Source organism: Fictibacillus sp. S7, assembly GCF_004127935.1.
Classification (GTDB): domain Bacteria; phylum Bacillota; class Bacilli; order Bacillales; family Fictibacillaceae; genus Fictibacillus_C; species Fictibacillus_C enclensis.
This window is the reverse complement of sequence record NZ_QJKL01000001.1, coordinates 2,807,160-2,819,674: the sequence shown is the minus strand read 5'-3', so window position 1 is coordinate 2,819,674 and position 12,515 is coordinate 2,807,160. Positions and strand designations below refer to the sequence as shown.

The 12,515-nt window shown below is 44.0% G+C and carries 13 protein-coding genes and 1 pseudogene; 9 read left to right on the top strand and 5 right to left on the bottom strand.

What is annotated here, in order from left to right:
- Window positions 1-22: 22 nt before the first annotated feature.
- Window positions 23-408, bottom strand: a pseudogene (locus DMO16_RS14500) (carboxymuconolactone decarboxylase family protein).
- 229 nt (window positions 409-637) lie between these two features.
- On the opposite strand from DMO16_RS14500, the gene DMO16_RS14495 reads away from it, so the two are divergent.
- Entirely contained in the window at window positions 638-1,030 is a 393-nt protein-coding gene (locus DMO16_RS14495; protein ID WP_129478312.1) for a DUF1259 domain-containing protein, read from the top strand.
- Window positions 1,031-1,240: 210 nt separating this feature from the next.
- Here the strand turns inward: DMO16_RS14495 and DMO16_RS24365 are convergent, their stop codons facing one another.
- Window positions 1,241-1,387, bottom strand: a complete 147-nt coding sequence (locus tag DMO16_RS24365) for a hypothetical protein (RefSeq protein ID WP_164988933.1) — start codon at window positions 1,385-1,387, stop codon at window positions 1,241-1,243.
- Between the two features lie 100 nt (window positions 1,388-1,487).
- Window positions 1,488-1,673, bottom strand: coding sequence for a hypothetical protein (locus DMO16_RS14490; RefSeq protein WP_061975484.1), 186 nt, complete (start codon window positions 1,671-1,673; stop codon window positions 1,488-1,490).
- Window positions 1,674-1,853: 180 nt separating this feature from the next.
- Here DMO16_RS14490 and DMO16_RS14485 point away from each other — a divergent pair, with 180 nt between their 5' ends.
- A complete protein-coding gene (locus tag DMO16_RS14485) occupies window positions 1,854-2,360 on the top strand; it encodes a YhcN/YlaJ family sporulation lipoprotein (RefSeq protein ID WP_241840575.1) in 507 nt (168 codons plus the stop codon).
- A gap of 182 nt (window positions 2,361-2,542) precedes the next feature.
- Here the strand turns inward: DMO16_RS14485 and DMO16_RS14480 are convergent, their stop codons facing one another.
- Window positions 2,543-3,064, bottom strand: coding sequence for an ECF transporter S component (locus tag DMO16_RS14480; protein ID WP_129478310.1), 522 nt, complete (start codon window positions 3,062-3,064; stop codon window positions 2,543-2,545).
- Between the two features lie 187 nt (window positions 3,065-3,251).
- Here DMO16_RS14480 and DMO16_RS14475 point away from each other — a divergent pair, with 187 nt between their 5' ends.
- The 3 genes from DMO16_RS14475 to cstA all read left to right on the top strand — a co-directional run bounded on the left by DMO16_RS14475 (window position 3,252) and on the right by cstA (window position 7,685).
- Window positions 3,252-5,015, top strand: a complete 1,764-nt coding sequence (locus tag DMO16_RS14475) for a sensor histidine kinase (protein WP_129478308.1) — start codon at window positions 3,252-3,254, stop codon at window positions 5,013-5,015.
- Window positions 5,008-5,754 (top strand): LytR/AlgR family response regulator transcription factor, encoded by a 747-nt coding sequence (locus tag DMO16_RS14470; RefSeq protein WP_129478306.1) that lies wholly within the window; start codon window positions 5,008-5,010, stop codon window positions 5,752-5,754. Before DMO16_RS14475 ends, DMO16_RS14470 begins: the two co-directional genes overlap by 8 nt.
- Window positions 5,755-5,888: 134 nt before the next feature.
- Window positions 5,889-7,685 (top strand): carbon starvation protein CstA, encoded by a 1,797-nt coding sequence (gene cstA, locus DMO16_RS14465; RefSeq protein WP_129478304.1) that lies wholly within the window; start codon window positions 5,889-5,891, stop codon window positions 7,683-7,685.
- Window positions 7,686-7,776: 91 nt separating this feature from the next.
- Here cstA and DMO16_RS24360 read toward each other — a convergent pair whose 3' ends face one another.
- Window positions 7,777-7,953, bottom strand: a complete 177-nt coding sequence (locus DMO16_RS24360) for a hypothetical protein (RefSeq protein WP_164988932.1) — start codon at window positions 7,951-7,953, stop codon at window positions 7,777-7,779.
- A 180-nt stretch (window positions 7,954-8,133) separates the two neighbouring features.
- On the opposite strand from DMO16_RS24360, the gene DMO16_RS14460 reads away from it, so the two are divergent.
- From DMO16_RS14460 to iolC, 4 genes are all read left to right on the top strand, one after another.
- Window positions 8,134-8,889: a DeoR/GlpR family DNA-binding transcription regulator gene (locus tag DMO16_RS14460; RefSeq protein WP_129478302.1), complete on the top strand. Its 756-nt coding sequence runs from the start codon at window positions 8,134-8,136 to the stop codon at window positions 8,887-8,889.
- A gap of 230 nt (window positions 8,890-9,119) precedes the next feature.
- Window positions 9,120-10,595 (top strand): CoA-acylating methylmalonate-semialdehyde dehydrogenase, encoded by a 1,476-nt coding sequence (locus tag DMO16_RS14455; RefSeq protein ID WP_129478300.1) that lies wholly within the window; start codon window positions 9,120-9,122, stop codon window positions 10,593-10,595.
- A gap of 84 nt (window positions 10,596-10,679) precedes the next feature.
- A complete protein-coding gene (gene iolB / locus DMO16_RS14450) occupies window positions 10,680-11,498 on the top strand; it encodes a 5-deoxy-glucuronate isomerase (RefSeq protein WP_129478297.1) in 819 nt (272 codons plus the stop codon).
- A gap of 17 nt (window positions 11,499-11,515) precedes the next feature.
- Window positions 11,516-12,514 (top strand): 5-dehydro-2-deoxygluconokinase, encoded by a 999-nt coding sequence (iolC, locus tag DMO16_RS14445; protein ID WP_129478295.1) that lies wholly within the window; start codon window positions 11,516-11,518, stop codon window positions 12,512-12,514.
- Window position 12,515 lies beyond the last annotated feature (1 nt).

Here is a 12,515-nt window from a genome sequence, read left to right as displayed (position 1 = left end):
CCAATTCCTATCCAACCTATTGTTATTCAAGCATTTTCCGAGCCGTAACAGCCAGCCTGTTCCAAGCGTTGATGACGACAATCTGCATAATGATTTCGGACATCGCTTTTCATCAAAATATCGTGCAGCTTCATTGTAGACATCATCAGGAACATGTGACTCTGCGACGAGGGTTACAGCTTCTGTCAAAGCAAGAACCGCCCGTTCTTCCAGAGTAAAATAGGGAGTCTCCCTCCAAGCATATAATGCATAGATCCTTTGCTCAGTTTCTCCTAATTCGCGCGCCTCCTTTGTATGCATATTCAGGCAAATTGCGCAGCCGTTGATTTGTGATGCGCGAATTTTGATCATTTCCTTCAGCTTCTTATCAATGCTCGTGCGTGCTACTTAGTTCTCTACTGCAAGCATCGCTTGATAGGCGCCAGGTTCCACTTCTTCCGATTCTAGTTTCCATTCTTTTTCCCTCCATAAAGCTTTTTTGTCTGGCACTAACAAGACGAAACAGCCTCTGTGTTTGTGACAAAATAAAAAGAAGTTCAGAGGAAAATTTCTTGTTAGTTATTTGAGAAAAGAGAAGATAGCATGTGTGAATCATTCAGGACATAAAGTAAAATCAAAAAAGGATGATTTTATCTTTATGATGAATTTCAATAGCCTCTGTAATCAATATGGAAAAATATTTAATGAAAATGCCGAAGTGAAAAACGGGGTATGTTCTGTATCTATAGCCAGGAATTTATATGTAACGATTCAAGGAAGACCAAGTAAGGGAGAGCTGCATGCCGGGTTCTCATTTGAATCATTGGATTTTGAAGGAAATGCGTTAAACTTGGGAGAAGTTGTGGTTTTGGAAGAAGAAATACCGGAGTTTACAAGGCAGCTTGTTAATAAAGGGTTTATCATTAGCGCTCTGCACAATCATTGGCTGTTTACCAAACCGACCATCCTTTATATTCACTTTCAATCGGTTGAACCGCCGTTGACTTTTGCAAAGAAAGCAGCGGAGGCACTTGCTGTTTTAAAGCAGTGAAGTCCAAAAGGACATGAAGAACAGGGTTAATGACCATAAGTTGTTACGTAATGGCTAAGAAGAACTTTTTGCTTCATGTTTGAGCTTTCTCTATCACCCATTTCTCTAATGACTTTTATACCCATCCGGCGATCAGCAGGACTGGAAAGAATGTGTGTGCAAAATATACAATAGCCCAACGTGTAAGCCGGGCTATTGTATATTTTTTTGTTACCTTACCGTAACCTCTTCATCCACAAAACGGGTACCAGTAAATGCACCTCTTTGGTCACTCGGTTTTTCTATGGTTGAGACATAATCCTCTGATTTCTTATTTGAGGCAATGATTCGTTTGCTGCCAAGAGTTTTATGTTCCATTTTTAGATTCCCCCAGTAATTTTTTTGAATAAACATTACCAAAAAGGCGGAAATATTGCATATTTTAGGTCGAATAGCAAAAAGCCGATAATAATACGTCCTATTGATTACCTGACTGTTGTTGCTGACCTTGTCCCTGCATCCCAGATCCCATTCCCATCATATTAGAAGCGAGGGGCACAATATTTTTCATTTTCCCACCATTCCCGCTCATCATTTGATAAGCAGCAATACCAACTCCAACCGAAGCAATAATGGGTAAGATACTGTTTAGATTTGTTTTCATCTACAACACCTCGTTTTGGGAATTAGTTCATTTCTGAACCAATACTATTTTGTCTTAAATAAATTGAATAAATTAAGGAGATTGTTACCAAAGCCGTTTAACGAATTAGATTAAATCTCAATTGATGCATAATTTTATTGGAACTCCTCATGCTAAAAATGAAGGAAAGGAGTGAACGTATTGAATAAGAAACACAGATTTATTCAGCTCATGATGGTCATAATCTTGACAGCTGCTTTATCAGCCTGTATGAATCGAAACGATAATAATCAGCAGGGTATGGAGAATCGTAACAAAAGTATGAGGAACATAAGCACGAATGAAAATACAGGCGACAATGAGAACCGAGGCAACCGACTGGACATTGCAAATGAGGCAGCTGATGAAGTTGTCAAGCTGCCGGAAGTACGCCGGGCCAATGTAATCGTTACAGATAACAACGCTTATGTGGCAGCTGTTCTGGAGGATGGCAGCAATGGCAAGCTGACAAAGGATACCGAGAAAAAAATAGCAGATAGAGTAAAAAGTACAGATCCGGATATCAACAACGTATTTGTGTCCACTAACCCTGACTTTGTGAACCGTGTTCAAAAGTACGTGGACGATGTTCAGGCCGGAAAACCTGTCAAAGGGTTCTTTGATGAATTCAGCGAGATGGTTCAAAGATTATTCCCAACCCAAAGATGAGTTTTTAAAAAGTTTGAATTACAAATGAGGACAAGAGCACAGCGCTCTTGCCTTTTTTTGTTAAATCTATTCTTTTGTCTTTGCAGCTTTACCAGCTTATATTTCATTGAGCATGAAATAAAAAAACCTATAGAGCACCCTTTTTAAGGTGTTGCTCCATAGGATTTGTTGTCTGCTTTGATCTATATCACTCTCTGCTTGATCCTCGCCACAAGCGGCACAACAATAATACCAGCAATGACAACCTGCAGGAAGTTGCCTGGAATGGAACCAAACGGCTGGATCCAGTTGTGGTAAAGGATGACTTCGGCAAAATAGTAGCCGACGATTTTGATGACAAGGGCTGTGACAACTGCAAGTGTGTTGACCAGTACTTTGTTGCCGGGGACTTTTTCGGAGATCAGCCCAGCCACATAGCCCATCGCTCCTACAATTACGAAGGTGAACGGTGCCCATATCGTCCATGGAGAAAGCAAATCATATAAGCCCATTCCGAAGGCACCTGCAACGGCGCCTGTTTTTCTGCCAAACACAAAGGCGGCGATAAACGGTGGAACGTTGCCCAGGTGGATTAATCCACCGTTCCCCATGATGGGAAGCTTTATGTTAATAAACACGGTTGCCACATAGGTCAAACCGATGAAAAGTGCATTGATGACTAATGCTCTTGTTCTAGTCGCTCTTACTGCTGTAGTACTCACAATAGTAACCTCTTTCGTTGAACGAATATTCGTTATGAATTAGTATTTCCCACTCATCTATTATATCCACCTGTGACGTTTTAGAAAATAGTGAAATGAAATAAACCATAAGTTTGTTAAAATAGAGACGTATGAAGGAGTTAATCACGCATTTTTAATAGAGAAGTTTTTACCAAAGGAGGGGGTTGCGCTGTTACAGCTGCTGCCTTTAATGCTTGAGCGGGCGGGGGTTCTTGTGATGGTGGCTTTTTTGCTTTCCAGATTGAGATCATTCCGGCAAATCGTTCACCAAGAGCATAATCGAAAAGAAAAGATGCTTCTGATCCTGATATTTGGCGCTTTTGGTGTCATCAGTAACTATACCGGGATTGAGATAAATAATGGAGCCATTGTGTCGCAGACCTGGCAGGCGGATGTGGATTATGACGCGGCCATTGCCAACACGCGCATCATGGGGGTGGCGATTGGCGGATTGCTGGGAGGGCCCATCGTCGGTCTGGGTGTTGGATTAATTGCCGGTCTCCACCGTTTGACGCTCGGCGGGTTTACGGCTGGAGCCTGTGCGATTTCCACCATTCTGGCAGGATTGATCACAGGTTGGCTTGGCCGCCGTTTTGGCATTATCGGCAGGAACCGCTCACCGTGGGGAGCTGTAGCGGTTGGGATTTTGATGGAGATCATCCAGATGGTCGTGATTCTGCTGATCGCAAGGCCGTTTGAAGCGGCGTCTCATTTGGTTGAGGTGATAGCCATACCGATGATTACGATCAATGGGCTTGGAACGCTCATTTTTATTATGATCATTCAAAGCATTTTAATGGAGGAAGAGCGTACGCGTGCGCTTCAAACCCATAATGCGCTTCAAATTGCTCAGCAAACGCTTCCTTTTTTCCGTCAGGGGTTAAATTTTCATTCCTGCGGGGAAGCAGCGAAAATTATTTTGAAAGCAACCAAGGCGGATGCCATATCGATCACAGATAAGGAACAGGTGCTGGCTCATACCGGAGCGGCGTCGGACCATCACCAGCCGGGTCAGAACATGGCAACCCTGTTGACGAAAAAGGTCATAGAAAACGGGAAGATCTTGATTGCCAGGTCAACAGAGGAAATCCAATGCTATCGTGAAAATTGTCCATTGCAGGCCGCGATCGTGGTTCCTTTACAGGTTCGGGATGAAACCGTGGGCTCACTGAAGTTGTACTTTGAGGACGCGGAAAAGCTAGATCAGGTGGAACAGGAGCTGGCAGAAGGCTTAAGCAAGCTGTTTTCCACTCAGCTGGAATTGGCCGAGGCAGAGTGGCAACAGAAGTTATTGAAGGATGCCGAGGTGAAAGCCTTGCAGGCGCAAGTTCACCCGCATTTTCTGTTCAATGCCATCAATACCATTTCAAGCCTTGTCCGGACGGATGCACCAAAAGCAAGGAAACTCTTAATTCAGCTTGGTGTGTTCTTTCGCAGCAACCTTCAGGGAGCACGGCATTTGTTGATTCCATTGGAAAAGGAAATTGAACATGTGGACGCCTATCTGTCGCTCGAGCAAGCGCGTTTTCCGGGCAAATACGAAGTGGAGTTTGATATCGAGCCACAGCTGAACCACGTATTAATCCCGCCATTTACGCTGCAGCCTTTGGTGGAGAATGCGATCCGCCATGCGTTTTCAAGGAAGAAACAGGGAAACGTAAAGGTTACCGCTTATATGGATCAAGACAAAATGATATTAACAACGGAAGACAATGGCAAGGGAATTCCTGCCGACCTGATCCAATCGCTTGGAAAGGAGTCGGTCCAATCCGCAGAGGGAACCGGGACCGCGCTTTGGAACATTCGGAAGCGGATCCAAGAGATCTACGGAATGGAGGGTTCTTTTTTGATTCAAAGTGAACAGGATGCAGGCACAAAGGTGACCATGACCCTGCCGTTAACCCAAAACAAGTGGAGTGAGAACGATGTTTAAGGCATTTATCGTTGATGATGAGCCGTTAGCCAGAGATGAACTGGAGTATCTATTAAAAAGGAGCAAGCAAGTTGAGATTGTGGGACAAGGAGATTCCATCGAAAGCTCGTTAAGACAACTTCAAGAACTGCCGGTTGATGTGATTTTTTTGGACATCCAGCTGGCGAATGAAAGCGGGCTGGATTTGGCAGAAAAAATCATGGACCTTGATCCGCGTCCGGAAATTGTGTTTGCAACTGCGTATGATGAGTACGCGCTGAAAGCCTTTGATCTGCAAGCCATTGACTACATCATGAAGCCGTTTGATGAAACGAGGGTCCAAAAGACAGTGGAAAAAGTGGCCAAGGTGATCAAGGGGAAAGAAAACCGGACAAGCCCTTCTCCTGAGCAAGGGGGGACCACCGGCAAACAAACGGACAAGCTCGCAGTGACCGTTGATGAGCGGATCGTGCTGATTGCTGTTTCTGACATTGTATCGATCGGAGCGGTTGAAGGAAAAACGGTGATTGTCACCGATCAGCAACGGTACGAGGTGAATGAGCCGTTGGTCACCTATGAGAGAAAGCTGCAGCAGAACTCCATCATACGCGTGCATCGCGGATACCTGGTGAACCTGGATAAAATTGTGGAGATCCAGCCGTGGTTTAACTCCACCTATAACCTGATTATGAAGGACGGGGAGAAGATACCGGTCAGCAGGACGTTTACAAAGAATTTAAAAGAGCATTTCGGCTTTTAAGGATGCAATTCAGCGACTGGATCATGTCATTCAGCTCCTTGTTTTTGCATTTTAAAATGAAAACCCTCTGTGAACGCTTTCATTTAGTAAGATGAAGGATACATAAATGAAACGAGGCAGAGGGGGAGAAAAAAATGAATGCGGTTTCAATTGTTATCGGATCCATTTGTATATTAATGATTGCATATCGGTTATATGGAACGTTCATGGCTGCAAAGGTCATGAAATTAAATGATGCTACGCCTACCCCGGCACACGAATTAAATGATGGTAAGGATTATGTTCCAACCAATAAATGGGTAACGTTCGGACATCACTTTGCAGCGATTGCAGCTGCCGGACCACTGGTTGGCCCTATTCTGGCGGCACAATTCGGCTACCTTCCAGGGTTGCTTTGGCTATTGATTGGTGCGGTACTGGGCGGAGCTGTCCATGATGTGGTAGTATTGTTTGCTTCCATGCGCAAAAAAGGGAAATCGCTTTCGGAAGTGGCCAAAGATGAACTTGGTCCTGTAGCTGGTTTTTGTACAGGCCTTGCGATGCTCTTTATCATTACAATCACAATGGCAGGACTGTCCATGGTGGTTCTTCATGCGCTTGAAAACAACCCATGGGGCACGTTTGCTGTCGGCATCACCATTCCCATCGCGATGGGAGTAGGGATTGTTTATAAGAAAACCGGCAACTTGAAAGTCACGTCAACGATCGGATTTATTTTACTGATGGCCGGTGTCTTTATGGGCCCTCAAATCCAAGAGACCGCCCTGGGCGATTGGCTGACACTTGATACGAAAGTTTTGGCGATCATTTTGCCGATCTATGCTTTCTTTGCGGCAGCACTGCCGGTATGGCTGCTGCTTGCACCACGGGATTACTTGAGCAGTTTTATGAAAATTGGTGTATTCATTGCCTTGATTATCGGTGTCTTTATTATTAATCCATCGATTGAGTTTCCGGCTTTTACAAAGTTCATTGATGGCGGTGGTCCGATTTTAGCGGGTCCGGTGTGGCCGTTTATCTCGATTACGATTGCTTGCGGAGCGATCTCTGGTTTTCACGCGTTTGTCGGCTCAGGTACGACACCTAAGATGCTTGATAAATGGTCGGATATTAAGGTCGTTGGCTTTGGCGGAATGCTTGTGGAATGCCTGGTGGCCATCATGGCCTTGATCGCAGCAACTGCGCTTCACCCGGCGGACTATTTTGCGATCAACTCCACGCCTGAAGTATTTAAAACATTAGGAATGGATGTTGTGAATTTGCCAGAACTCAGCCGTGAAATCGGTTTGGATCTGGAAGGCAGAACAGGCGGAGCGGTAACGCTTGCGGTCGGGATGACCTATATTTTTACCGGAATTCCCTGGTTTGCCAAGCTGTCCGCTTATTTCTTTCAGTTCGTGGTTATGTTTGAAGCGGTATTCATCTTAACAGCAATTGATGCAGGAACACGTGTCTCCCGCTACTTGATCCAGGATTTCTTTGGTGAATTTTATAAGCCGCTGAAGAAGACAGACTGGCTTCCGGGTTCCATTATCGCCAGTGCTCTTGCCTGCTTCATGTGGGGCTATCTTCTGTACTCCGGAGATATTGGCTCGATCTGGGCACTCTTCGGGGTATCCAACCAGATGATGGCCTCCATTGGTTTGATTATTGGAGGAACCGTTATTTTGAAAGTAGCCGACAAGAGACGATACATGCTCACGTGCCTTGTTCCGTTGGCCTATCTCTTTGTTACCGTCAATTATGCCGGTTACTGGATGGTCAAAAATGTTTACCTTAACCCGGATAACCCGGGCTACAATATGCTGAATGCTGTACTTTCTGTGATCATGCTGATCCTTGGAGTTATCATTATGGTGGCAGCGATTAAAAAATGGCTGGAGATGTGGAACTCCCCAAGCCGGCAGCTGGAGGATGCCAGATCGGCATAGAATGTAAAATGATTGAAAGCCGCCAAAATTGTATGGCGGCTTTAAATTTTGGACTCAATAATCCCACACCATTGATAGATTTTTTCATAGATTAGTAGTAAGACCAATCAGGGAACACCCCTCCTTTGATTGGTCCCAAACGATTGTTGTCAACTGTACGTACTGGTGGCTGTAATAGATAAAAAATGAAAGGGAAGAAATGCTCTTTTTTTACATAACTTGCAACAGGAATATGGTGATTTGATTCATAACCGTCTTGTCCTCCCATTCGCCTTTCCCCATTGTTAATGATTGTACAGATGAATGCCGCCAAAATTAGATTTGGCGGCATTTTTGTTATTTTTAGAAAAAAATAGTGAAGTCATGGTTAACTATTGGTAATATGGATTTAAAATGATATGATCTTTTGTAAGCCATAAAGTATAGTGGGAATTTAAGGTGGACTGACATGATTAAAGATAAACGAATAAAAAAAATTAAAGAATACGTTATGGAACATGAATCGGCTTCTTTGGACGAATTGGTCACCGTATTTGATGTGTCGAAAAATACCATTAGGCGTGATGTTCAGGAACTGGTTGATAATGGCAAGCTAAAAAAAGTGTATGGCGGGGTTTCTGCCATTCATAAAAAACTGGAGTCATTCCAAGACCGGCAAGTTCGGAACCTGCAGGAAAAGGTGTTAATCTCTGAAAAAGCTTCCCGTTTTATTGAGGATGGTGACTTTATCTTTCTGGATTCTGGAACGACAACGATTGAAATGCTTAATTTTTTAAAGGAAAAAAGCTTAACTATTTTCACGAATAGCATTGATTTTATCGTTCGTGCAATTCCGTATGAGAACTTAAACGTGATCTCGATCGGTGGAATGGTGGATCGAAAGACGAATTCATTTGTTAATCCACGAAACATGGAGTTATTAAGGGATTACAACATTAAGAAAGCATTTATGGCTTCCACCGGAATCTCGCTGGTAAATGGAGTAACCAATGCATCGCCCGATGAAAGTGAACTAAAAAAAACCGTCGTCAACCGCAGCTCAGAGGTCTACTTATTGGTGGACCACAACAAATTCGATAAATACGGTTTAATGACGTACTGTGGTTTAGATGAGGTTGATTATATCGTAACAGACAGATTGCCAGAAGATCATTACCAGGAATACGCGAAGCAGAATGGCATCCAGTTTTTAATTGCAGATTAGAAGCCATTTCTGTTGAAGCTTATCCTCATAAGCCTTTTCTCTCATTGAGCGGAAGGGTTTTTTATTTTAGTTAGGCAGTAGACGGCTTGGATTCGTCTGAATTATCAAAAAACCGGTAATAAAACGATTGACTGAAAGCATTTTTACTATTACCATGAAAACAAATATAACCAAAATATAACCAATAGATAACAAAAAGTGAAGTCGTTACTTCCAGAGGAGGAAAAAGCATGGCTGAAGCATTAACACAGGTAAAAAAGTTGAAAAACTACATAAACGGAGAGTGGGTGGAAAGCAAAGCCACTCAATACGAGGGTGTATACGATCCTGCTAAAAAGGAAGTAATTGCCCGGGTTCCTATTTCTACGAAAGAAGAGGTTGATCACGCAATCGAAGTGGCAGCCGAAGCTTTTCAAAGCTGGAAAGCAGTTCCGGTGCAAAAGCGTGCACGCATTCTATTTAACTTCCAACAACTGCTTCAAAAAAATAAAGATGAGCTGGCTCGAATCATCACCATTGAAAATGGTAAGAACCTGACCGAAGCACTCGGTGAAGTAGGACGAGGAATTGAGAACGTAGAGTTTGCCGCTGGAGCTCCGACACTCATGATGGGTGATTCACTTGCAACGATTGCAGTCGATGTGGAAATCACCAATTATCGTTATCCAATTGGGGTTGTTGGAGGAATTACACCTTTTAACTTCCCGATGATGGTGCCATGCTGGATGTTCCCAATGGCGATTGCTGTAGGTAACACTTTTGTACTAAAGCCGTCTGAAAGAACTCCACTGCTTGCTAATCGTTTAGCAGAGTTGTTTGAAGAAGCAGGGCTTCCAAAGGGCGTGTTCAACATCGTCCACGGTGCGCATGATGTGGTAAATGGTTTGCTGGATCATCCTGAAGTAAAGGCCATTTCTTTCGTAGGCTCCCAGCCTGTCGGCGAGTATGTCTACAAGCGCGGAAGCGAAAAGCTTAAGCGTGTTCAAGCTCTAACCGGTGCGAAGAACCACTCTGTTGTATTAAATGATGCAGATCTTGAGCTTGCGGCATCCAACGTGTTTGCTTCCGCTTTTGGCTCTGCCGGTGAGCGCTGCATGGCGTGTTCAGTCGTAACGGTAGAAGAAGGAATTGCGGATGCCTTCCTCGATAAATTGGTTGAAAAAGCAAAAACCGTTAAAATCGGCCACGGCCTGGATGAAGAAGTATTCCTTGGACCAGTGATACGTGAACAAAATCAACAGCGTACATTAGGCTATATCCAAAAAGGTGTTGAAGAGGGTGCAAAGCTCGTATGCGATGGCCGCAATAATGCGCCTGAAGAAGGATATTTTGTTGGGCCAACGATTTTTGATGATGTAACAACGGATATGTCCATCTGGAAAGATGAAATTTTTGCTCCGGTATTGTCCATTGTCCGTGTGAAGAACTTGAAGGAAGCAGTGGAAACGGCCAACCAATCCGAGTTTGCCAACGGTGCCTGTCTCTACACATCCAATGCTTCAGCAATCCGTTACTTCCGTGAAAATATCGACGCAGGTATGCTTGGAATTAACCTGGGCGTGCCAGCTCCAATGGCATTCTTCCCATTCTCAGGATGGAAGTCTTCCTTCTACGGAACACTTCCTGCCAATGGAAAAGACAGCGTTGAGTTTTACACACGCAAAAAAGTAGTGACTGCCAATTATAAAGCACCATCATTTGAATGAGATCCAACCATTAGATAACAGCTATTATCCTGATGTCCCCTGCATCAGGATAATGGTTTTACATAGACAGGAGGAGATGGCAAAGTGAGTCAATTGCTTCGGAAACCACAGCAAAAAGAGATATCAGAAGGAGTTACTGTCGTTCAGGAAGTCAACAGTGAAACCTCTCAATTGGAATATGTTGGTGTGAAAGTCGTAGACCTTGCTCCTGGATGTTCCTATAAGGAAAACTTGAGCAACACTGAATGCTGCATTGTTGCCTTAACAGGAAAAATAAATGTTTCTGATTCCGAGCAGGTTTTTGAAAATCTGGGTACGAGAGAAAGTGTCTTTGAAAAGAAACCGACCGACAGCGTCTATGTATCCAATGACCGTACATTTGAAGTAACGGCTGTAACGCAGGCCCGCATCGTTCTTTGCTACTCGCCTTCCAGCCAGTCCTTGCCGACAAAGCTCATTAAGGCAGAGGACAACAGTATAGAAAATCGTGGAAAATACAGCAATAAACGTCTGGTGCATAATATTCTGCCCGATTCCGACCCATCCGCAAACAGCCTTTTGGTTGTAGAAGTCTATACGGAAAGCGGAAACTGGTCGAGTTATCCTCCGCATAAACATGATCAGGACAATTTGCCTCATGAATCCTTTTTGGAAGAGACCTACTACCATGAAATGAATCCAAGACAAGGATTTGTATTCCAGCGTGTTTATACCGATGATCGCTCCATTGATGAAACGATGGCTGCAGAGAATGGTGATGTTGTCGTTGTACCGGCCGGCTACCATCCAGTTGGGGTGCCCGATGGTTATGAATCGTATTACTTAAATGTGATGGCAGGGCCATCCCGTTCGTGGAAGTTCCATAACGAACCAGCACATGAGTGGATTTTAAACCGTAAATAAGAGGAGCTGTGTCAGAGATGAATATTCAATTTAATCCGGATCGGGAATTTGATCTTATTGCGATTGGCCGTGCCTGCATCGATTTGAACGCAGTGGAGTACAACCGGCCAATGGAAGAAACGATGACATTCAAGAAGTACGTTGGGGGATCACCGGCAAACATTGCGATCGGATCTTCCAAGCTTGGACTAAAGGCCGGATTTATCGGCAAGCTTGCGGACGATCAGCATGGCCGTTTTATTGATCAATATATGCGCAGTCTTGGCGTTGACACCTCCAACATGGTGGTGGATGAGGAAGGCCATAAAACAGGGCTGGCTTTTACAGAGATTAAGAGTCCGGAAGAATGCAGCATTCTTATGTATCGTGATGATGTAGCGGACCTTTACCTGGAGCCATCAGAGGTATCCGAAGACTATATTAAAAAGGCAAAAGTGCTCTTGGTTTCCGGGACCGCCATTTCGAAAAGCCCTTCTCGTGAAGCCGTTTTGAAAGCGGTTCAATTAGCGAGAAAAAATCATGTGAAGGTTATTTTTGAACTGGACTATCGCGGTTATACATGGCAATCCCTTGAAGAAACATCCGTTTACTATACGCTGGTAGCCCAACAGTCCGATGTGGTTGTAGGTACACGAGATGAATTTGATGTCATGGAAAACGTGACGGAAGGCAATAACGAAGCCACCATTAAACAGTTGTTTAATTATTCTCCGGAACTGGTTGTGATCAAGCATGGAGTCGAAGGATCTTATGCCTACACCAAAAATGGTGAAACCTTCAGAGGGCAAGCGTATTTAACGAAAGTATTGAAAACATTTGGAGCAGGCGATTCTTATGCCTCAGCCTTCTTATATGCACTGATCTCAGGCAAGGGTATTGAAACCGCACTAAAATACGGCAGTGCCTCGGCAGCGATTGTAGTGAGCAAGCACAGTTCTTCAGAAGCGATGCCAACCGTTGCTGAAATCGAACAGTTGATTGCAGAAAGAACAGAAACAGCAGATCAATTACGTTAGG

Excerpts from the sequence above, each read along its gene's own strand:
- iolC (WP_129478295.1), top strand. The coding sequence starts at position 11,516 with ATGAATATTCAATTTAATCCGGATCGGGAATTTGATCTTATTGCGATT.
- DMO16_RS14455 (WP_129478300.1), top strand. The coding sequence starts at position 9,120 with ATGGCTGAAGCATTAACACAGGTAAAAAAGTTGAAAAACTACATAAAC.
- cstA (WP_129478304.1), top strand. The coding sequence starts at position 5,889 with ATGAATGCGGTTTCAATTGTTATCGGATCCATTTGTATATTAATGATT.
- DMO16_RS14495 (WP_129478312.1), top strand. The coding sequence starts at position 638 with ATGATGAATTTCAATAGCCTCTGTAATCAATATGGAAAAATATTTAAT.
- DMO16_RS14490 (WP_061975484.1), bottom strand. The coding sequence starts at position 1,673 with ATGAAAACAAATCTAAACAGTATCTTACCCATTATTGCTTCGGTTGGA.
- DMO16_RS24365 (WP_164988933.1), bottom strand. The coding sequence starts at position 1,387 with ATGGAACATAAAACTCTTGGCAGCAAACGAATCATTGCCTCAAATAAG.
- DMO16_RS24360 (WP_164988932.1), bottom strand. The coding sequence starts at position 7,953 with ATGGGAGGACAAGACGGTTATGAATCAAATCACCATATTCCTGTTGCA.
- DMO16_RS14470 (WP_129478306.1), top strand. The coding sequence starts at position 5,008 with ATGTTTAAGGCATTTATCGTTGATGATGAGCCGTTAGCCAGAGATGAA.
- DMO16_RS14460 (WP_129478302.1), top strand. The coding sequence starts at position 8,134 with ATGATTAAAGATAAACGAATAAAAAAAATTAAAGAATACGTTATGGAA.